This window comes from Veillonella parvula (assembly GCF_047241225.1).
Lineage (GTDB): Bacteria > Bacillota > Negativicutes > Veillonellales > Veillonellaceae > Veillonella > Veillonella parvula_O.
This window is the reverse complement of record NZ_JBKTIE010000003.1, coordinates 372,229-392,105: the sequence shown is the minus strand read 5'-3', so window position 1 is coordinate 392,105 and position 19,877 is coordinate 372,229. Positions and strand designations below refer to the sequence as shown.

Here is a 19,877-nt window from a genome sequence, read left to right as displayed (position 1 = left end):
TTACTAAAAGAACGACATTTGTTCTGGTTCTGGCTCTTTATGTAATGCATCTTGAGCAGAGCGATTTTTATCATCAATGAATGGTTCTAACGGTACGCCTGTAGTCTTTAATAAATCTGGTAAACTATTAACGCCTTTCAACTTAGCAGCTTCTAATACAACCTTTGCACAAGTCTCTGCATCATCCAGTGCATAGTGATGTTTAAACTCAACTCCAATATATGCGGCCATTGTATTCAACTTATGATTAACTAAATCAGGCCATACCGCACGTGAAAGTTTAACTGTACATGCATAATCTAGTTCTGGCCAAGGGATTTTATAATAATCTAAAGTAGCACGCAATACGTTCATATCGAATTTCGCATTGTGAGCCACCATAATATTCCCTTTTAAATGGTTTTCATAAATGGCATTCCACAACTCATCAAAGGTCTTTTCATGAAGAACATCCTTCGGTTGGATACCATGAATTTCAATACATTCATCATCAAAACTCATAAACGGAGGCTTGATGAGGCTATATGCCTTTTTGGTAATTTGTCCGTCCTTTACGGTAATAACCGCCAAGGAGCACGCGCTATTTTTAAATTTATTTGCTGTTTCAAAGTCTAATGCAACAAAATCTAACATAGGACTCCTTTCAAAATCTATATATAAGAATTATATTCATTTACTCTACTTATTATAGCATGAAATAGACTATAATCTACTGTTCAAAGGTGACCAATAATCACCTCATTCACACCAATTTTAATTGACAGATAGGCCCTCAGTATGTGAAAATTATTTAGATATGTATGTAGTATGGAGGTTGCAACATGGCAGATGACAGATTAATCGTTGCCCTTGACGTATCCACGATGGATGCAGTGAAAGAAATCGTATTATCCCTCGGTGATTCGGTTAGCTTTTACAAGGTCGGCATGGAGCTATTCTACGCCGAAGGAGCAAAAACAATTCGTTTTTTACAGGAGCAAAACAAACAAGTATTTCTTGATTTGAAATTGCACGACATTCCAAATACCGTAGCCCATGGCGTAGCTTCCTTAACACGTCTCGGTGCTAGTTTAATTACTTTACATGGTCAAGGTGGTCCTGTCATGATGAAAGCTGCTGTTGAGGCAGCTCATGAGAGTGGCAAAGAACTAGGCGTGGAACGCCCAAAATTATTAGCCATCACCGCATTAACTAGCTTTGACGATGAATCTTGGACTGCTATTGGTGGTCAGCTACCAATTTCCGACCAAGTCATTCGCCTTGCAAAACTCGCTAAAGACTGTGGTATGGATGGTGTTGTATGTTCCGCATTAGAAGCCAAAATGATTCGTGAAGCATGTGACGATGACTTCCTCATCGTTACCCCTGGTATTCGCCCTTCCTTTGCAACAACAGACGACCAAAAACGGGTTGCTACACCAGCTAGTGCACTACAAGATGGAGCATCTCGCCTTGTTATCGGTCGACCTATTACACAAGCCGAAAACCCTCGTGAAGCGGTTCGTTTAATTATTGAAGAAATGGAGAAAGTATCCAAATGATGACAGAACAAGAAGTAAAACAATTACTGATCGACACTCAAGCTATTTTAGAAGGTCACTTCCTTTTGACATCTGGTCTCCACAGTCCAATGTACGTTGAAAAATTTAATGTATTACAACATCCAAAATATACAGAAAAACTTTGTAAAGAATTAGCTGAACGCTTCCGCGATCAAAATGTGGAACTTGTTATTGGACCTATGACCGGTGGCATCTTACTTGCTCACGAAGTAGGTAAAGCGCTTGGCACCCGTGCTATCTTCACAGAACGCGAAAAAGGCATTATGACATTACGTCGTGGCTTTAAAATCGAGCCAGGCACAAGAGTACTTATCGTTGAAGATATCGTAACTACTGGTGGTTCTGTACAAGAAGTAGTAAATGTGGTAAACCAATCCGGTGGTGAAATCGTAGGTGTAGGCCTTCTTGTTAACCGTTCTGGGGGTAAAGCAGAATTCGGTGTACCTCACGAAAAGGTACAAGCATTACTTAATCTTGAAGTTCCAACTTATAAACCTGAAGAATGCCCTCTTTGCAAAGACGGCGTAGCTATGACAGAACGTGGCTCTAAACATATCAAATAATTTTTTAACGACCTATATACATGTATAGGTCGTTTTTCATTGAGAAGTTAATAATATATTCCCAAACCATCAAGTACTATCTAATATTTATAAATAGATACAAAAAGAGCTCCTTCGCTAAGGAGCTCTTTTTGTTTGTGTGTAGTTATTGTGTGTAAGAGAGAGATTCTGATACGAATGTATCACATAGAGTGTGTGACTCTATGGTGGCCATGAATGCACTTTCATGACCACGTTCTCTATATCTTATGAGAGAAATGAACTCATAAAGTATCATTAGTTTTGTGTAGTTTGCGGTGCACCTTGATCAGTTTGTTGTTGTGGTGCATTGCCATTAGGTTGTTGAGGTGGTTGGCCTTGCATAGGCATTTGACCTTGCGGAGGCATTTGACCATTTGAGTGCATATGCTGACCACTATTTGGTCCCATACCATCTTGAGGCATCATTTGATTTTGACCATTTTGGTGCATATGTTGGCCATTATTTGGCCCCATACTATCTTGAGGCATCATATGATTATTTCTATCCATCATATGTTTATCCATATACTGATTAGGACCATCATGTCTATGTGGTTTTCTAAACTGTTGTTCATTCGTTTTCATCCATTCACCAAAATTAGGTAAATCATTAACAGCAAAAGATGTACATGCTCCAACAGCACAGATTACTGTTAAAATTGCTGTAATTATAATACGTCTCATAGGTCCTCCTTAATTTAAATTGCGGAAATAACGTTCACGTACGCCACGAAGCTCTGTACCAACAAAGACGCATGTAAGTCCACCAAATAAACCTACACCCCCAAGTGCCACTAAAGTTACAATGGACAATACTGGAAATGCAGTAACATTCTCAAATGGTTGCCATGAGCTACCTAGTAAGAACAAGATAGCCGGTGTAATAATGAATATAAGAGCACCTACAATATAGGATAAGGCACTTCCAATAGAGAGCAAAGTCTTAGATGCTTTTTTAGCCATCCCCGGTAATTGAGGTAAAAGACGCTCTTTATAATCATCAAATCGTGCATAAATTTCCTGCATATTAACGGATTTACTTTCACTACCATCTTGATTCATTGTGTCAGTAATAATACCTGCATCTACGTAGGATGCATATATTTCCTCTGGAGACCCTAAGGATTTAATGATCTCACTATCGGTAAGCCCTTTTTCATAACCTACCGCAAAATGCTCTTCATAAACCTCTATAATACTCTCTACATCTGCAACACGCGCTTTTTTAAATATATTACGCAATGCATCCAAAAAGCTATTTTTGTTCATTATTATCGACTCCTTTCAACAGCATATTGATAACACCAGAAAAATCATCCCATTCTTGACGCATCTTGTTATATGCTGCACGGCCTTCGTTCGTGATATGATAGTATTTCCGTGATGGGCCTGTAGAAGACTCCTTTAAATACGTTTCAACATACTTTTCTTTTTTCAGTCTGTTAAACAATGGATATATCGTTCCTTCAGATATTTCAATATATTCCGAAATGGTGCTTACGATTTCGTATCCGTAACGATCATTTTGTGTTAATAATGCTAGCACCAGCATGTCCATAACACCTTTTTTTAATTGAACTTGCATAGTTCCTCCCTTTTAGGCTGTGCTTGCCTGCCAATGTGAAAGCTCTCTTACGGTCACTATCATGTACTGACAAATACATAATAACATAAGGTACCTCGGAACGCAAGGTACTTTGTAAAAAAATATTGAAATTTAATATATTTTTTCTTATTTCTAATCTATAAACACAGTTAATTTCTGCGTTTATAGGGAAAAATTTTTTCAAAAAAATTTTCTTATTTATGGTATTTTTTATACAAAATCTATTAAAGCACCCTATTATAACTAAAAATCCTCATCTAAAAGATGAGGATTTTCTAACACTACAAAAGAAATTAGTGCATTATTGGAATACTTAATTAAGTTTTATTTACTAGATTCTAATTTGAAGACGCTTCCCCTAATTTAAGCTGTGCACTCTTCATTTTGCCGTTATGAGTATAGGATACCAAAATTGTATCTCCAGGGCTCTTAGCATCAATTTGTTCTTTTAATTCAAGTAATGTAGTAATATCTTTACCATCAATTTGTGCAATCGTATCCCCTTCTACGAGACCAGCTTGTGCAGCAGGACCATTAGGATCAAGTTGAACAACAAGAAGTCCATCACCTTCATAGGTTACATTATTGCGCGCTGCAGTTTGACGGTCTACAGCCCAAACCCCAATATAAGGGCGAATGACCTTACCATTTTTAATAATAGAATCAACAATTGTCATCGCAGAATTAATTGGAATAGCAAAGCCCATACCTTCAATTCCCTCTTTAGAGATTTTAGAGCTATTGATACCAATTAACTCACCATCTGCATTAATAAGCGCACCACCTGAGTTACCTGGATTAATGGCTGCATCAGTTTGAATCAATGGGAATCGTTGACCTTGATCATCAATTGTACGTGCTAAGGCACTAATAACACCAGAGGTAACTGAACCTTTAAACTCAAGACCTAAAGGATTGCCAATAGCAATAGCTGGCTCCCCCACTTGCAAGGAGTCAGAGTCACCAATTTTGATAGGTTTAATATCTTTTGGAGGTTTAATTTTTACAACTGCTAAGTCCGTCTGTGAATCTGAACCTATAACAGTCCCCGTCACCGTACTGCCATCAGACAATGATACTGTAACCTCCCCATTTCTAGCCCCTGCTACCACATGTTTATTGGTTACAATATGTCCATCATTATCGATAAGTACACCAGATCCGACACCTTCTCCAGCATAGATTGTACGGTTAAATATATCCTTTTGAAATACTTGTGTTGTAATCCCTACTACAGCTGGCCCAGATTCTTTAGCCGCTTGCACTACATAGGTATTACGCGCTTCAGTAATAGGCTTAGTCTGTTTAGTTTGTTCTCTCACGTTTGTTGGTTGCGTATTAACAGGGCTGCCAAAGAAATAGTATCCTCCGCCTACCCCAATACCCAAAGCAAGAATACACGCAATTACTGTTTTCTTATATTTTGAAAATGTCATGTAGATCTCCTTATATTCTTCTTAATATTCTTCTACATCACCCATAACATCTTAATGATGATTATAAAAGTTAAAATAAGAATCAAATCATAAATCATATAATTATGATACTTTATAAATACGCCACGTCTCACACTAATTCAAATCATCTCAAAATTAATTTTATAAAATTGATTTTGATGAACCTATTATAGTACGCCTGCTTTTACAATGCAAGATATCAATTTATAACTTTTCTTATGAAAGTATAATTATTATAACCGTATATCCTCCACTAGATAAATACCTAGAATCCTGAAAGAAGCTGTATAGAATGTATTCAAATATCTAAAATCTAAAAAACATAAAGGGCATTTACTAGCCGTCGCTAGCAAATGCCCTTTATGCATATAGTTTGAGAGTGTAAGGACTGTTGAGAGAGAGAGTATATGTGATCTAGATAAGCTTTAGAGAGAACTTATTAAGAGAGAGAAGTTAAAATATTACTTATCTAGAGTCATAGTCAGCCTTACTTAAATAAGTATACATGGAATATCTAAACTATCAAAGTAACTATATAAACAATTCTTAAACCTTTGATTATATCTCTATAATAAAATCTCTATAAAGTCATATCTAATCAACAGCCACGAACAACGTGAGTATAATGTGAATGCATATTCTCGATACTAAACGAATTTATACCCTACACCCCACACTGTAATAATATGCTTACTATCGGATGGATTATCCTCAATTTCTTCACGTAAACGATTAATATGAACCGCTACAGTTGCATAATCACCATAGGAGTCAAGTCCCCATACACGAGAATACAATTCTTCTTTGCTAAATACAATATCACGGTTACGCATCAAGAACTCTAACAACTGGAATTCTTTCTTTTTAAGATGAACCTCTTTTTCATTCACCCATACTTTCATCATTTTAGGGTCGAGACGGATTTCACCGGATTGAATAGCGTTTGTTTCCATTGCATCGCGCTCTGTTAAACGTTTATATTGCGCCAACATAGCTTTAATCTTCGCAATCAATACAGATGGAGAGAATGGCTTTTCAATATAATCATCAGCGCCTACGCCTAAGCCACGGATTTTGTCGATATCATCAAGACGCGCAGTTACCATAACGATTGGTACACGAACTTTGTCACGAATTTGACGACAAACTTCAAAGCCATCCATTTCTGGCAACATAACATCAAGGATAATAAGGTCTACAGGAGTATTTAATGCTGCTTCAATGCCATCTGTACCATTAGTCATAATCGTTACATCATAGCCCGCCACCATTAAATAATCACGCTCAATATTGGCAATATCCAAATCGTCTTCAATAATTAAGATATGTTCACTCATGATTCTTCTCCTTGCTTAGGAAACTCTAATATAATACGTAGACCATGTGGCCTTACATTTTCAATCATAACTCGGCCTTCAAAGATTTCCATAATTCGACGGATAATCGACAATCCTAGGCCACTACCTTCTTGAGGATTCGTACGAGACGAATCTACACGATAGAATGGGCGCATCAGACGCTCTAGAGATTCTGGCGGCACACCTGGTCCATCATCACTGATGACACAGTATACAAAATCATCATCACTCGTTACATCTATGACGCAATGACCAATATCGGTCATTTTATACTTAGCACTATTGTTCAACACATTCTGCAAAACACGTTGTAACAATTGTGGGTTAGCATTGATAAAAGGTGTTTCCGTAGCTATACGGGCCTTAATCTCAAGTCCCTTCGATTGATACGGAGCTAAATGATCTTCTACAAAGTCACGTACAAACTGACCTAATTCAATTCGTTCAGATGGACGAGATTCTTTTTTATAGTTCAATGTTGTTATGAGGAATAGTTCCTCTAACATAGAATCTAAATCATTGGCCCGTTTCAAAATAATTCCCATGTATCTTTTTTGTTGCTCTTCCGTTGGTGCAATACCATCACGAACACCTTCAGCATACGCTTTAATAGCCGTCAATGGAGTTCGTATATCATGGGATATACCAGCGAGTAGCTCTTTTTGTTGCTCCTGTTCCATTTCAATTTGACGATTCGCCATTTCTAACGACTTTGTCATATTCTTAACGTGAATCATGATAAATCGTGTAACAAATCGGTTAATAGCAAAAAATGTAACAATAAAGAGCAATATGGAAACTACGATAATATAGAAAGATACGGATTCCATTAAGCTATCACTACCATGAGTAGCACGCCTAATCGCAATATGGTATACATAGGAATGACGTCCATCGTACTTTCTCATTTCATAAACGAAAGTATTATTGGATTGATATACGATGCCCTGTAATTCAGGGTTAACATCAATAAGACCAACAATGGCAGAAGCACTATAGATTTGTGGATTACCGTAGTTATACACCATACTTCCTTGATCAAGTACTTCAACATATACTTCCTTTGGATCAAGTAAGCTATAGCTAGGCTTAACCAAGCTATTAATTAGATCATTTTCTAACCCATAAAAGGTAATGGTTTCAGTTATTCGACTGACACTTTTAAACTGTTGTTCCTGCTCAATACGCAAATAGTAACCGGCATTGGCCAATATGCGCAAACCTGTAAAATATAGCAAAAATAAAATAATTGCTATTAAAATAGGTACAACAAACAGCACAACATTGGATATCCAAATTCGTATTTGTAAATTCACAGGATTACCTCAATATCATAAATAGTAGATACTCTCTATAGTTTACGCTATTTTTATAACTTAACGCAAGTAAAACACGCAAATATCCAACATATTTTTCACTATTCTTTCATACGTAGTTTATAATTGACCGATTATTCAAAGGTATCTCGACCCTTTTAATATCTAATACTTTTCGTAAAAATTATATTTTCACACGCACCCATGTATCTTATGGCGATATGAAAATTGGTAATATCTGATATTTCATAGTTCCTTAGTCTCCCCTTTTAATAGGAACTCGTCTATACTGTTTATAAAAAAGCTAAAATATAAAAAATGAAACAACTATTGAATCTCTTCATTTAATAAAACAAAATATATACTGAATTATACTATTTCTCTATGAGGATAGTTTAAATATGGTCAAAAAAAAGAGGATTCCTAAGAATCCTCTTTTAAAATTTGGATTAACGACGATTTGCATCGAAGAAGTTAATAGCAACTTCTGGGAACATAGCGTAAGTCAATACGTCTTCGTCAGTGATGCCATTGTAGCCTTTAGAAGCTAAATCTTGACGGTAACCTTCCAATTCAGGTTCGATAAGATCTGCTGGACGGCAAGTAATAGGTTGTTCATCACCAATGATAGTTTGACGAATTTCATCAGAAATTGTACCAGGTAATTGACCATATTTACCACGAACAAGATCTTTAACTTCGTTAGGAACCATTTTGTAACGGTCACCCATCATAACGTTCATCATAGCCATTGTACCAACGATTTGGGATGTTGGAGTTACCAATGGAGGGTAACCCAAGTCTTCACGAACGCGTGGCATTTCATCCATAACGTCAAAGAAGCGATCGCCCATACCCATTTCGTTCAATTGGTTTTGAGTATTGGACAACATACCGCCAGGAATTTGGTAACGACGAACAGCAGGGATTACATCACTAGCTGGTTTCAAGTTGAATTCTTCAGCGATTTGTTGTTTTACTTTACGGAAGTGGTCAACTAATGGAATGTATTTATCAAGGTCAAGACCAAGATCCCATTCAGTACCTTTGAACATTTCAATCATAGTTTCAGTAGCTGGTTGGCTAGTTGCATGAGCGAATGGAGAGATAGCAGTATCGATGATATCTACGCCAGCTTTAGCAGCTTCCCAGTATGTAGTACTAGCAAGACCGCAAGTGAAATGGCTATGCAAGTCGATTGGCAATTCGCCAAAACGTTTTTTGAAAGTAGAAACCAAATCATATGCATCAGCAGGTCCTAACAAACCGGACATATCTTTGATACAAAGGGAATCAGTACCCATTTCTACCAAAGTTTCAGCTACTTTCAAGAAGCTTTCAGTTGTGTGAACTGGAGAAATTGTGTATACCATAGCGGATTGAACGTGTGCACCAGCTTTTTTGGAGTACTTAATAGCAGCTTCCATATTGCGTGGGTCATTCAATGCGTCGAAAATACGGATACGGTCGATACCATTTTTTACAGCCGCATTACAGAATGCTTCTACTACGTCGTCGGAGTAGTGTTTATAGCCCAACAAATTTTGACCGCGAAGCAACATTTGCAATGGGGTATTTTTCAAATTAGCTTTCAATTTGCGAAGGCGTTCCCATGGATCTTCATTCAAGAAACGAAGACAGCTGTCATAAGTAGCGCCGCCCCAACATTCAAGAGCTTCATAACCAATATCATCTAAAAGGCCGAGCACTGGCTCCATTTGTTCGTAGCGCATACGTGTTGCCAAAATAGATTGATGACCGTCACGAAGAACGGTTTCGCAAATTCTTAATTTTTTAGCCATGTTAATCCTCCAAATCGAAATAGTCTGTGTATGTAACTTTATACACTCATCAAGCAACTATCTCATACCTATTTTTTTTACGATTTTTTCGATGTCTGCTCACACTAGCCAAACGCGCTAAAATCGTAATACATACTTATATTAGACTACTTATAAAATTCTTTGTCAACAACCACATTATGCTATTTACTCATAATTTCATGTATACAAAGATGATTTTTTCGTGATGAATATCACAAAAAACTGCAGAGGAACTAGAGTTTAGCATGTATGTTTAATCAAATTAATTTTTTGTAATTGCTCATTTTAATGAGAAACTAAAAATTATATCGTAATAATTTTTAGTTATTATTAAATACTTTTCAAAATATATCGGTATTTATAAATGTAGTAATTCGATAAACATCGGTATGCTTATGAGTTCATCAATTTTATTAATAACTTAGTCGATATTTTTAAATGCATAAACATACAAAAGAACCTGTCCATTTACGGACAGGCTCTGACGTAATCTTTAAAATTTAAGAGTTCCCATTATACGCATTACTTCTCAGGCTTAACCTTTTTAGGCGCAGTTTCAAGGACAATATTTTTACCTTCCCGTTTTACTTGAATAGAAAAGGCCCCTTCTCCTTCTTTAAAATACTCCATCTTGATATCAAGGAGCATTTTACCAATTATAGTCTCTACTTTTTCAGTTAAGAACTCACGGTAAAATGCATCTTCTTTTTGCTTTGGACTTTGGTAAACTACTGGCTTCTTAGCATCTCGCTCCATATTGAGCATAGTATCTTCAAAATTTTCCGTATCCTTAAAATTTTTCATCATATCCGCATCGGATAAACCTTTTTGGATTTTAAACTTTGCCATGTGTATCTCCTATCAATTCAAAAATTGCTTTTTTTACGCGTACTGGTTCAATACCAGACATACAATATTGATCAGGCTTAGGACAACGTCGTTTTCGGCAGCCCAAGCAATCTAATTCATCATTTACGAGCACCTTAAAGGTTCCCGTCAGAGGTCCCCATAATTTAGGATCCGTAGGGCCAAAGAGTGCTACTACAGGCTTATTTAAAGCTAACGCAATATGCAAAGCTCCAGTATCAGCAGTAACTACTACATCACAACTTTCAATTAAAGCCCCTAATTCTTGAAGCGTCGTTTTCCCTAACATATTCAGTACAATTTTATCAATGCCCTCATCTGTTAGCGAGTCCATCAAGGGTTTGTATTGAGTAGCCTCTTTAGGGCCACCTAAACAAACAAAATTTGCTCTATATTGAAGGGATTTAATGAGGGAGTACCATTTTTCCTGAGGCCATTCTTTCGTTGCCCAAGAGGTGCCTAATACAAGCCCAACTCGTAGAGGTGTATCCACCTCCCCACGATTCAAAGAAATGTCGTTATCAATCGTTTTCCACTGTTCTTCTGCCCAACTATGTAAATTTGATGGCACCTGAAAATCCATGTGGTACAGCGTATTAGCACTAGATTCATTTAGTGGAGAACTGCTTTCAACACCGCATTTAGCTATGTTAAGCGATGTATCTAAATTTGCATGTTCAGTAACAGCCTTTGTTAACAACTGAGCTACCTCTACATAGCGCTTAATCATGTGTTCTGTACTAGGCTTCGTTTTATAGTTAGTAAACAACCAATTCAACTCTTTTGTGCCACCAAGGCCAAGTCTAATGGGGGCTCCTGAAGCTAATAGTACTAACCCTGTTATAAGACGTCCTTGTACATCAATGGCTACATCAAATTTATAAGGTTCTAATTTGGCCTTAAGATCCCACCACATGCGCCACATTGTAGGGATATGTAGTTTTTTAGAATGAGCCTCGTATTCATCCCGTTCCCAGGGAATTATCTCATCTACATAGGGATTGTCCTGTAAAAGCTCTACCATACTAGGCGTTACAATCCAATGCAACTTAGCATCAGGATACTGTTTCTTAATCCACCGCGCAGCAGGTGTAGCATGCAAAATATCACCTATGTAACTAAGGCGTACAAATAATATATTCATAGATATCCTTAGGGTACATACTATTATAGGAATAAAGCCTTTATAATGAAAGAACATTATAAAGGCTTTTTCTTAAGATTTCTTTTTACTACTACTATTGGATGATTTAGAAGATGTAGTATCTTCTGTTACCTTAGTAGTTTCTTCACTACCATTCTTAATGATGTTTTTTACATCTGATAATGTCAACTCATTAAATGTAGTAGGGTGGTTGTATTTGTAAACTGGATTGAAGCCTACACCTAGTTTACCAGTGTAAACAGTCAATGCATTATTATCCTCATCAACACGAGCGATATAGATAGTTTTGTCCATATCAACACCGATAAAGCGGAAGCGCCCTTCAGGGTTGATAACACGCCAACCACCTTCAATGCCATTAAACATGAAGACATCCCCAGTTCTCACATTATCGTAGAAGAAGTTATCCTCATCGTAGAATACGCCGATATGACCGATATCAGTAGCTTGCATGTAAACACGACGTGTATCGTAGTTAGCATCGGTACGATAAATACGATATGTATGTTCTTGAACTTTTACCTTCATATAAACCACATTCGTCGCTTCAGAGTACGCAGCATCTACGATTTTACTGCCCCGAGGCAAGTCTTCAAGTTTCGTATCAACCTCATGTTCTGGATCATCCGCATTAAGACGAGCCATGACAACATCTCTGGAGTCATATAAACCCATGATAGCATAGTTACGGTCTGGCATCCAGTTGAAGTAACTAATCGAACGCCCCTTCAAATCAATATTCGTAGGGGTACTTTCATTAGCCTTGTAAATTTTCAAAGAGTTTTCTGTAACAACGGCCATGAATTGACGGTCATAGGATACATATTTAGTGCCTTCCTTCACATCAGGGAAGTTTTTAGTATCATCTTTTGATGCGCCTGCTACGTTAAACTCTGTAGTCGGCGCAAACATATATTGATCAAGGTATAGGTATACCCCACCTTGCAGAAGAATACCTACCGCAAAGGCGCTCAGTACACGCGTAAAAGGTTTCATCTGTCCTCCTATTTCACGATAAACGCCGTTGGGATCATGCGTTCCCCTAACAAATCGGCAGGTTTATTTACGACTTTACCATTTAGGTACAAAGTTGAACTAGAACCGCCATCTAAATTTGCTGCAATGTAGCAACCTTTTTCAAATAGAATATCTTGTACGTCACGCAAGGTAGCCCCAATAGAATACCCTGGTTGGCGACCATCGATTACAAGGAATAGCACTGTGCCATCTTTCTTTTGACCGATAGCAGTACGAGGACCTACGCCCCAGCCACCATCACCTTCGGTAATCATCTTCTTACCATCAACGATAAGAGGCGGACCAAAGGTAATACCTTCCATGGCCTTCATATCACTAAGCTGAGTTTTATCATAGTTACCAGCGATAAGATTACCAGATTTAGAGAAACCTACAAAGTCTACGTCTTCATCAGGGCCTACATCCTTACCGATAACGTACTCACCGTCATGCAAGATGAAACCATATGGCAAACGGCCTGTACCAGTACCATTAGGGTCGTGGAAACCACCGCCATTAATCGCTGCTACAGCATTATTCATTTTTGCAATATTACTTGTAGTATCGCCTTTTTCTTGAATATTAGCCGCTGTACCTACTTGGATACGACGAGGATCAGGAATTTCTAAAATATAGCCTACATAACGAGCAGACTGGATTTTTTCAAGATTTAAAGTCTTATCTTCACGAGCATTAAACTTGAACAAATCTTGGCTTTTAACAACCCCTACAGTCCCCAAAATAGATTGTAACTCGTCTTCATTAAACAACCACGTAATGTAATGAGGATGGCGAGATTGTAAGATAGCACCAATAACGGCGCGCTTTACATTATTAAATGGTCCAAAGAGCACCACGAAGGGTGATGTGACAACGGTAAATAAGAACACCATAATGATGAACTTTACCCAATTCTTTTTGAACAATGTATTTCTCCTTATAAATCAGTGAAATGTTCAGTGCTAATGCGCTCTTCAAAATGCTTGATATCTACCGCATTACCTACCCAAACACGCAAAATATTATATGGATTATCACCCGTATGAGCCCAGCCAGACTTCATAGCCATGCCCATCTTGATACCAGCTTTCTTAGATGCCGAATCGGTGAATTCATTTTTATCTCCATACGGATAGCAGAACCAAGGATTATCCTTAATGCCTACTTCTTTAGCAAGTGCCTCTTGGGCCTTTGTGATATTTTCAATTTGTTTCGCTTCAGACAATTGACCCATTTCTATATGTTGGAAACCATGATTGGAAATAGTGATACCATTTTTATGCATTTCACGCACTTGATCCCAAGTTAAACGCGTACCAATATCGCCAGGATTAATAAAAACAGTCGCTGGGAAACCATATTCTTTCATGATTGGATATACAATAGAATATGTATCTGCATAACCATCATCAAAGGTCAAAACAACTGGTTTTTCAGGCACTGCAGCACCATTTACAACATATTCATACAATTGTTCCATCGTCAATGGATTGTAGCCGTTATCCTTGAGGAACTTCATTTGTTCTCTGAATAAATCCTCCCGAATAACCGCATCATTATCTTTGTCGTCGCCGACTTTATGATACATAAGGACAGGAATGCCCGATGGATGTACCATCTTAACTTCTTTTACAGGCGGTACTGAACTAGTAGGTTCTGTTTTTTGTGAAAGCACGCCACAACCTGCCACAACCATTGCCAATACCAAAAGTAACAGTGTTACCAACGGAATCCGTTTCATAGGTCCTCCTCTATTAGAACACAATTATATACAGAATATTATAACATTTCCATGAAGAATAGTAAAAAGTAACGCTTTATTAGTACTTCATCAATCAATTTTCAGGATCTAGGATACATAGTTTCATCTGGATGCCTATAACACCGGAAAGCCTAAATTCATATAAATCTTCAGTATCAAAAATCATTTAAAACTTCTACGATTATTTAGAGCTATATTGTAATCCGTTCAATAATGCTTTAATATTCTAATTATAATACACATTACTAAAATTATGCTCATCCAATAGACAAAGGATTTCTTATGAAAAAACGCTTAAGCCTTATACAAATGGACGTCCATGTAAACGAAGTGGAATACAATTATGCACGCGTCCAAGAATTACTTTCACAAGCCCTATCAGAAAGTCCTGACATTATCGTCTTGCCCGAAACATGGAATACAGGATTTCATCCATCTAAGGATTTAATCAATATTTCTGACAGAAATGGAGAAAGAACAAAAGCTTTATTAAGTACATTCGCAAAAGAACACAATGTAAACATTGTGGGCGGTTCTGTAGCCGTAGCAAAAGAGGATTTAGTATTTAATACATCCTATGCTTACAACCGTAAAGGCACGCTCGTAGGAGAGTATTCCAAAATGCACGGATTTAGTCCTGCTAAAGAGGACCAATACTTTGCTAGCGGTACACATACCACTCATTTCGAATTGGATGGTATTCCTTGTAGTACGGTTATCTGTTACGATATTCGCTTTCCTGAGCTCGTGAGAATGGCTGCATTATCAAATACAGAGTTATTATTTGTACCTGCTCAATGGCCTACTATGCGTTTACGCCACTGGCAAGTATTAAACGAAGTGCGCGCCATTGAAAACCAACTCTTCTTATGTGCTGTCAACGGCTGTGGTACAGTAGGTCGAGTTCAAAGCACTGGTCACTCCGCCGTATACGACCCATGGGGCACCAATCTACTCGAAATGGACACTAGGGAGGGCATCTCATCTATAGATATCGACCTCACCGTAGTAGAGGATATTCGCAATAAAATCAATATTTTTAGAGATCGCAAACCTGAACTCTACAAGCTATAAAATAAAGGCACATCGTTTTTAACTACCATCTTAAACAATTCATTTATAGATGGTCTGCGCATAAAACAATGTGCCTTTTTATTTTTACTCTACTGTATTAAGAAAATAAATGACTCTAGTTTGCTCTGGATTAACGGCCATGCCTGCAACAGTAAACATATTATATGAATAATCAAATTTAAAGATGTAGAATGTGTACTCTGCGTTAAATGGTCGCTTTACTTCTTTATACGAATAGTAACCTAAATATTTTTTCTGTAAAGTCTTATTTTCATCATTGGACAACACTTTATCAGAACTTAATTTACTAATATCTTGCTCTAAGTCCAAAACCATTTGATTATTCATTTGGTTAGAGAGCTCACGATCAACCTTTCGCTTAATATTCTCATTGCTTAGCGCCATTTTATATTGATACATATTATTGAATATATTAGTTACTTCAATCCATTCTTCTGGCAATATAGTAGACAAGTATTTTCTATAATTCATCTTAACATCTTCGTACGGTTTAATAGAAACACGTTCAGCCTCACCCTTAGTAATAATAACCTTAGCATGATTTTCTGCATCTTGAATATAGGGCTTTAGTTCTGATGGTTTACCCGTAAAAGAAACTTGAATATACCGACCATCTTCAATCGCCTTAGGCGGCTTTAAATGAATATCAACCTGCTTAGCAAAAGAAGGTATTTTCTTTGGAAAACCAGACAAATCATTTACTTTATTTATATCTATATGATTGTAATATTCCTTGTCATTAACAGGGTACTTACTGCTTTCTCTAAAATTAATGGCCTTTACAATTTGTTTTTCAATTTCTTCTCGTGTATAAGGATTTTTAATAAGGTCTCGTTGCGGCACACTTCTTATTGTTCTATTATGTTCCTCAATATGAGCGTGCATACGTGATTCTACCTCTCGATTTAGCAACATTTGTTCATTAAATGTTTTTTTAGCAACAGACATAACAGCATAAGATAATTCTGTTTCACCCGTAACTTTACTTTCCAAATAAGGCATAACTTCTTGAGGTTGTACTCTATCAAGTTGAGTAGTTTTTGCGCCTAATAGCGTTGATACAGATGAGATGGATATCTGCTCAGCATTTATTATTCCTATATTAGCAAACAATGCTGTCGCAACTAGTACAATTCCTTTTAAATTCATTCAAGTCTCCATCAAATAATTATATTAAAAACTGGCTATACATCTCATATAATTAGTCATATACATTAAAACTCAATAAGCTTCCACATATTCTCTGGAACCTGTTCTAGAGGTTTATTTTTCGCAATTGCTTCTTTTAGAATATCAATAGTATCTTGCACATCTTGTTTATCCTTTGTATCAGGATCATGAAGGATGACACGATTTAAAGAATCTTCACCAAATTGTTTTACATATTCTTTTTCTACTTGATTAAGTTCACGGCGTAAATATTTCATAGATAATAACCTCCCAATATATTTAATCTAATATATTAAGAAGTACTTGTCTATAATTCAAATATTTTCTATACACATTTTCAGCTAATAATAAGCAATTTAAATTGTAAATTAATATTTTTATCTCATAAATCATTTACATGAATTCTATAGAAATGGTAGTATTAACAATGCAATAGGATTTAGCTATTAAGAAAGAAAGGTAATAACTATGTTTTCATTTCTACAACCTAAAGAGGCAAAATCATCAGTTCCAGATAGCATGATTATGAATCTATATTATAAATATAGATTGCAATCATTAATTGGTATTTTTATAGGTTATGCTGCGTACTATATTGTTCGTAATAACTTTGCCTTATCAACACACTTTTTATCAGATATCCTCCATATGAGCAAAACAGAAATTGGTTTGCTATCTAGTGGTATGCTTATCGCTTATGGTTTAAGTAAAGGCTTTATGAGTAGTCTTGCGGACAAAGCAAGTCCTGCCAAGTTTATGGCTTTCGGTCTCATTTGCTGTGCAATTATCAATATCTTTATGAGCTTTGCCGATAGTCTCGCCTTCTTCTTAGTTTTAGTAGTACTAAATGGCTTTTTCCAAGGATTTGGTGTAGGACCATCCTTTATCACCTTAGCTAAATGGTACCCAAAACAGGAACGTGGCCGTTATGGAGCTATCTGGAATATTTCACACAATCTCGGTGGTGGTATCGTAGCACCAATCGTAGCCGCCGCATTATATTTCACTACTACAGATCACTGGCAATTAGGGAGTTATGGTGTACCAGCGCTTATTGCAGTTATCATAGCAATTGCCATTTCTTTCTTAATCAAAGAAAGCCCTGAACGTGAAGGCTTACCGCCAACAAGTGAAATCATTGCCGACACAGCTCATAAAGCGCACAGAAGTTCTGAAGCACCGCATATGAGCACAAGAGAAATCTTTGTAAAATACGTATTGAAAAATAAAAACGCTTGGTATGTATCATTAGTTGATACCTTCGTTTACATGATTCGCTTTGGTATGCTTACTTGGCTTCCAATTTATTTATTACAAGTAAAAGGTTTCTCCAAAGCAGAAATGTCTGTTGCTTTTTTATTCTTTGAATGGGCGGCTATTCCTTCTACTATTTTTGCTGGTTATATTTCCGATAAATTCTTTAAAGGTTATCGCATGCCACCTGCAATCATTGCTATAAGCATTATCTTCTTCTGTATATTTGGTTATTGGCAAAGCGAGTCTCTCTTATGGGTTACTTTCTTCGCTGCTATTGTAGGTTGTTTAATCTACATTCCTCAATTCTTAGCTTCAGTACAAACTATGGATATTGTACCACCATTTGCAGTAGGTTCTGCTGTTGGTCTTCGTGGATTCATGAGTTACATTGTTGGTGCAAACTTAGGTACAACACTATTTGGTGTTTTAGCAGATAAATTTGGTTGGAATGCAGGTTTTTATCTTTTATTAGTAGCATGTGTTCTTTGTATAACATTCTGTGTATTGGCTCATTTTGGCGCCAAAGAATTAGATGCTAAAGAAGCTGAACTTGAACAACTTCAACCAGCTGAAGCTAATAGCTAACCCCTAACAAATAAATCCTATAGTAAAAAGGTCGTAATATGTATTAATACATGTTACGACCTTTTATTTACCCCACGAAAGGGACTCCTATATAACCGATGTGTTTTCATCAACGCATAGTTCTGGAAATAATGAAAGCACAAACCACAATGATACCAAGGACTATACTCCCAGCTACTATATAAGGCCATGTAAGTACATCCCGTACATCATTCAATATTTTTATATCAAAGATTGGCATATAAAGTAGTAAGTTCCCCAAAATCCAACCGACTGGTCCTATGAACTTCAGCTTCTTAATCGTATCCATTTTATCTAGAATAGACTCGGTTACCTCTGAATCCTTTTCGACAGATACGTATTCTTTATTAATGTAAAAGCCTTTTGAATATTCCGTTTCAAAAGCCCACTCTTGAACAGAAAACGTAGCAGTACCATCAGCATTTTCATACTCTTTATATTTAGCAGTATCAGTAGTACCTACGTCTACCTCACCCCAAGCGCCCGTTACCATCTCATAACCACTATCTACAAGTTTCATATCGGCTGGTAGTACTTTTCCACACAACTTGGAAAACTGGTACGCATCTCGCTTCTTATCCCAACTGAGCCAAAATGCCTTGTTATTACTATGTTTGACTAACTTATACTCATACCATATCTTCCCATGAGTATCAATGTAGCGTATCTTGCCTAAAATCGTATATAGATCCCTTCGGATACGTAATGTCTCACCATAATTAAAAACCATAAGCTTCTCTCATATTGAAAACTATATATATATAAATGTATATTACTAATTACTATGATTGTACACGGATTGTGAAAACCTGCCAACACTTCTCAGATTAAAAAAAGAAGATAAACTCATTAAATGTATTTTAATATCAAAATAACGAAAAAAGACCTACAGTAAACTGTAGGTCCTTATATTTGGTGCGGTTGGCGGGACTTGAACCCGCACGAGCGTTAGCTCACCACCCCCTCAAGATGGCGTGTCTGCCATTCCACCACAACCGCATGGAATACAAATGGTGCCTCAGGACAGAATCGAACTGTCGACACACGGATTTTCAGTCCGTTGCTCTACCAACTGAGCTACCGAGGCATGATTTTTTGTAAAAAAAAATGGCGACCCCGATCAGATTTGAACTGACGATCTTCGCCGTGACAGGGCGACATGTTAACCGCTACACCACGGGGCCGCGTATCAACTCGCGTTGACTACTTGTACATAATATCATGGATTTAAG

20 protein-coding genes and 3 tRNA genes are annotated in these 19,877 nt (G+C 37.0%); 4 read left to right on the top strand and 19 right to left on the bottom strand.

The window, feature by feature from the left end; all coding sequences use genetic code 11:
- Positions 1-3: 3 nt before the first annotated feature.
- Positions 4-633, bottom strand: coding sequence for a 3'-5' exonuclease (locus ACLRYO_RS07835; RefSeq protein ID WP_008715623.1), 630 nt, complete (start codon positions 631-633; stop codon positions 4-6).
- Positions 634-821: 188 nt separating this feature from the next.
- Between ACLRYO_RS07835 and pyrF the strand changes: the two genes are divergently transcribed.
- Entirely contained in the window at positions 822-1,541 is a 720-nt protein-coding gene (gene pyrF, locus ACLRYO_RS07830) for an orotidine-5'-phosphate decarboxylase (RefSeq protein ID WP_008715622.1), read from the top strand.
- Positions 1,538-2,125: an orotate phosphoribosyltransferase gene (gene pyrE, locus ACLRYO_RS07825; RefSeq protein WP_004698369.1), complete on the top strand. Its 588-nt coding sequence runs from the start codon at positions 1,538-1,540 to the stop codon at positions 2,123-2,125. The genes pyrF and pyrE overlap by 4 nt, the downstream gene beginning before the upstream one ends.
- A gap of 276 nt (positions 2,126-2,401) precedes the next feature.
- Here pyrE and ACLRYO_RS07820 read toward each other — a convergent pair whose 3' ends face one another.
- The 12 genes from ACLRYO_RS07820 to ACLRYO_RS07765 form a co-directional block, all read right to left on the bottom strand.
- A complete protein-coding gene (locus tag ACLRYO_RS07820) occupies positions 2,402-2,830 on the bottom strand; it encodes a hypothetical protein (protein ID WP_024061348.1) in 429 nt (142 codons plus the stop codon).
- Positions 2,831-2,839: 9 nt separating this feature from the next.
- Positions 2,840-3,415: a DUF1700 domain-containing protein gene (locus tag ACLRYO_RS07815; RefSeq protein ID WP_024061349.1), complete on the bottom strand. Its 576-nt coding sequence runs from the start codon at positions 3,413-3,415 to the stop codon at positions 2,840-2,842.
- Positions 3,402-3,731 carry a PadR family transcriptional regulator gene (locus tag ACLRYO_RS07810; RefSeq protein ID WP_004693657.1) on the bottom strand — a complete coding sequence of 110 codons (330 nt, stop codon included), beginning with the start codon at positions 3,729-3,731 and terminating at the stop codon, positions 3,402-3,404. Before ACLRYO_RS07810 ends, ACLRYO_RS07815 begins: the two co-directional genes overlap by 14 nt.
- Before the next feature lie 359 nt (positions 3,732-4,090).
- Complete coding sequence (locus ACLRYO_RS07805; protein ID WP_024061350.1) at positions 4,091-5,188, bottom strand: S1C family serine protease; 1,098 nt, start codon at positions 5,186-5,188, stop codon at positions 4,091-4,093.
- A gap of 668 nt (positions 5,189-5,856) precedes the next feature.
- A complete protein-coding gene (locus ACLRYO_RS07800) occupies positions 5,857-6,546 on the bottom strand; it encodes a response regulator transcription factor (protein WP_004693664.1) in 690 nt (229 codons plus the stop codon).
- On the bottom strand, positions 6,543-7,883 hold the full coding sequence (locus ACLRYO_RS07795; RefSeq protein WP_077708186.1) for a sensor histidine kinase: 1,341 nt from the start codon (positions 7,881-7,883) through the stop codon (positions 6,543-6,545). The genes ACLRYO_RS07800 and ACLRYO_RS07795 overlap by 4 nt, the downstream gene beginning before the upstream one ends.
- A 449-nt stretch (positions 7,884-8,332) precedes the next feature.
- Positions 8,333-9,685, bottom strand: coding sequence for a pyruvate carboxylase subunit B (locus ACLRYO_RS07790; protein WP_008602782.1), 1,353 nt, complete (start codon positions 9,683-9,685; stop codon positions 8,333-8,335).
- A gap of 543 nt (positions 9,686-10,228) precedes the next feature.
- On the bottom strand, positions 10,229-10,555 hold the full coding sequence (locus tag ACLRYO_RS07785) for a hypothetical protein (protein ID WP_101928968.1): 327 nt from the start codon (positions 10,553-10,555) through the stop codon (positions 10,229-10,231).
- Positions 10,542-11,717 carry a glycosyltransferase family 9 protein gene (locus ACLRYO_RS07780; protein ID WP_101928967.1) on the bottom strand — a complete coding sequence of 392 codons (1,176 nt, stop codon included), beginning with the start codon at positions 11,715-11,717 and terminating at the stop codon, positions 10,542-10,544. Before ACLRYO_RS07780 ends, ACLRYO_RS07785 begins: the two co-directional genes overlap by 14 nt.
- A 72-nt stretch (positions 11,718-11,789) precedes the next feature.
- Positions 11,790-12,734, bottom strand: coding sequence for a hypothetical protein (locus ACLRYO_RS07775; RefSeq protein WP_101928966.1), 945 nt, complete (start codon positions 12,732-12,734; stop codon positions 11,790-11,792).
- Positions 12,735-12,742: 8 nt separating this feature from the next.
- Positions 12,743-13,681 carry a phosphodiester glycosidase family protein gene (locus tag ACLRYO_RS07770; protein WP_004693677.1) on the bottom strand — a complete coding sequence of 313 codons (939 nt, stop codon included), beginning with the start codon at positions 13,679-13,681 and terminating at the stop codon, positions 12,743-12,745.
- 11 nt (positions 13,682-13,692) lie between these two features.
- Complete coding sequence (locus tag ACLRYO_RS07765; protein WP_101928965.1) at positions 13,693-14,496, bottom strand: polysaccharide deacetylase family protein; 804 nt, start codon at positions 14,494-14,496, stop codon at positions 13,693-13,695.
- A 303-nt stretch (positions 14,497-14,799) separates the two neighbouring features.
- On the opposite strand from ACLRYO_RS07765, the gene ACLRYO_RS07760 reads away from it, so the two are divergent.
- On the top strand, positions 14,800-15,591 hold the full coding sequence (locus ACLRYO_RS07760; protein WP_012863950.1) for a carbon-nitrogen family hydrolase: 792 nt from the start codon (positions 14,800-14,802) through the stop codon (positions 15,589-15,591).
- Between the two features lie 84 nt (positions 15,592-15,675).
- On the opposite strand, the gene ACLRYO_RS07755 is transcribed toward ACLRYO_RS07760, so the two are convergent.
- Both ACLRYO_RS07755 and ACLRYO_RS07750 read right to left on the bottom strand, forming a co-directional pair.
- Positions 15,676-16,761: a hypothetical protein gene (locus ACLRYO_RS07755; protein ID WP_101928964.1), complete on the bottom strand. Its 1,086-nt coding sequence runs from the start codon at positions 16,759-16,761 to the stop codon at positions 15,676-15,678.
- A gap of 65 nt (positions 16,762-16,826) precedes the next feature.
- On the bottom strand, positions 16,827-17,039 hold the full coding sequence (locus tag ACLRYO_RS07750) for a hypothetical protein (RefSeq protein ID WP_101928963.1): 213 nt from the start codon (positions 17,037-17,039) through the stop codon (positions 16,827-16,829).
- Between the two features lie 211 nt (positions 17,040-17,250).
- On the opposite strand from ACLRYO_RS07750, the gene pgtP reads away from it, so the two are divergent.
- Positions 17,251-18,624: a phosphoglycerate transporter PgtP gene (gene pgtP / locus ACLRYO_RS07745; RefSeq protein ID WP_156697206.1), complete on the top strand. Its 1,374-nt coding sequence runs from the start codon at positions 17,251-17,253 to the stop codon at positions 18,622-18,624.
- 109 nt (positions 18,625-18,733) lie between these two features.
- Here pgtP and ACLRYO_RS07740 read toward each other — a convergent pair whose 3' ends face one another.
- From ACLRYO_RS07740 to ACLRYO_RS07725, 4 genes are all read right to left on the bottom strand, one after another.
- Positions 18,734-19,375: a DUF4178 domain-containing protein gene (locus ACLRYO_RS07740; RefSeq protein WP_278456613.1), complete on the bottom strand. Its 642-nt coding sequence runs from the start codon at positions 19,373-19,375 to the stop codon at positions 18,734-18,736.
- Between the two features lie 183 nt (positions 19,376-19,558).
- A tRNA-Leu gene (locus ACLRYO_RS07735) sits at positions 19,559-19,644 on the bottom strand.
- Positions 19,645-19,656: 12 nt separating this feature from the next.
- Positions 19,657-19,732 (bottom strand) — tRNA-Phe (locus ACLRYO_RS07730).
- A 21-nt stretch (positions 19,733-19,753) separates the two neighbouring features.
- A tRNA-Asp gene (locus ACLRYO_RS07725) sits at positions 19,754-19,829 on the bottom strand.
- Positions 19,830-19,877 lie beyond the last annotated feature (48 nt).

Bases quoted from the DNA above. Each gene is read 5' to 3' on its own strand.
- ACLRYO_RS07835 (WP_008715623.1), bottom strand. From the start codon at position 633: ATGTTAGATTTTGTTGCATTAGACTTTGAAACAGCAAATAAATTTAAA.
- pyrF (WP_008715622.1), top strand. From the start codon at position 822: ATGGCAGATGACAGATTAATCGTTGCCCTTGACGTATCCACGATGGAT.
- pyrE (WP_004698369.1), top strand. From the start codon at position 1,538: ATGATGACAGAACAAGAAGTAAAACAATTACTGATCGACACTCAAGCT.
- ACLRYO_RS07820 (WP_024061348.1), bottom strand. From the start codon at position 2,830: ATGAGACGTATTATAATTACAGCAATTTTAACAGTAATCTGTGCTGTT.
- ACLRYO_RS07815 (WP_024061349.1), bottom strand. From the start codon at position 3,415: ATGAACAAAAATAGCTTTTTGGATGCATTGCGTAATATATTTAAAAAA.
- ACLRYO_RS07810 (WP_004693657.1), bottom strand. From the start codon at position 3,731: ATGCAAGTTCAATTAAAAAAAGGTGTTATGGACATGCTGGTGCTAGCA.
- ACLRYO_RS07805 (WP_024061350.1), bottom strand. From the start codon at position 5,188: ATGACATTTTCAAAATATAAGAAAACAGTAATTGCGTGTATTCTTGCT.
- ACLRYO_RS07800 (WP_004693664.1), bottom strand. From the start codon at position 6,546: ATGAGTGAACATATCTTAATTATTGAAGACGATTTGGATATTGCCAAT.
- ACLRYO_RS07790 (WP_008602782.1), bottom strand. From the start codon at position 9,685: ATGGCTAAAAAATTAAGAATTTGCGAAACCGTTCTTCGTGACGGTCAT.
- ACLRYO_RS07785 (WP_101928968.1), bottom strand. From the start codon at position 10,555: ATGGCAAAGTTTAAAATCCAAAAAGGTTTATCCGATGCGGATATGATG.
- ACLRYO_RS07780 (WP_101928967.1), bottom strand. From the start codon at position 11,717: ATGAATATATTATTTGTACGCCTTAGTTACATAGGTGATATTTTGCAT.
- ACLRYO_RS07775 (WP_101928966.1), bottom strand. From the start codon at position 12,734: ATGAAACCTTTTACGCGTGTACTGAGCGCCTTTGCGGTAGGTATTCTT.
- ACLRYO_RS07765 (WP_101928965.1), bottom strand. From the start codon at position 14,496: ATGAAACGGATTCCGTTGGTAACACTGTTACTTTTGGTATTGGCAATG.
- ACLRYO_RS07760 (WP_012863950.1), top strand. From the start codon at position 14,800: ATGAAAAAACGCTTAAGCCTTATACAAATGGACGTCCATGTAAACGAA.
- ACLRYO_RS07755 (WP_101928964.1), bottom strand. From the start codon at position 16,761: ATGAATTTAAAAGGAATTGTACTAGTTGCGACAGCATTGTTTGCTAAT.
- ACLRYO_RS07750 (WP_101928963.1), bottom strand. From the start codon at position 17,039: ATGAAATATTTACGCCGTGAACTTAATCAAGTAGAAAAAGAATATGTA.
- pgtP (WP_156697206.1), top strand. From the start codon at position 17,251: ATGTTTTCATTTCTACAACCTAAAGAGGCAAAATCATCAGTTCCAGAT.
- ACLRYO_RS07740 (WP_278456613.1), bottom strand. From the start codon at position 19,375: ATGGTTTTTAATTATGGTGAGACATTACGTATCCGAAGGGATCTATAT.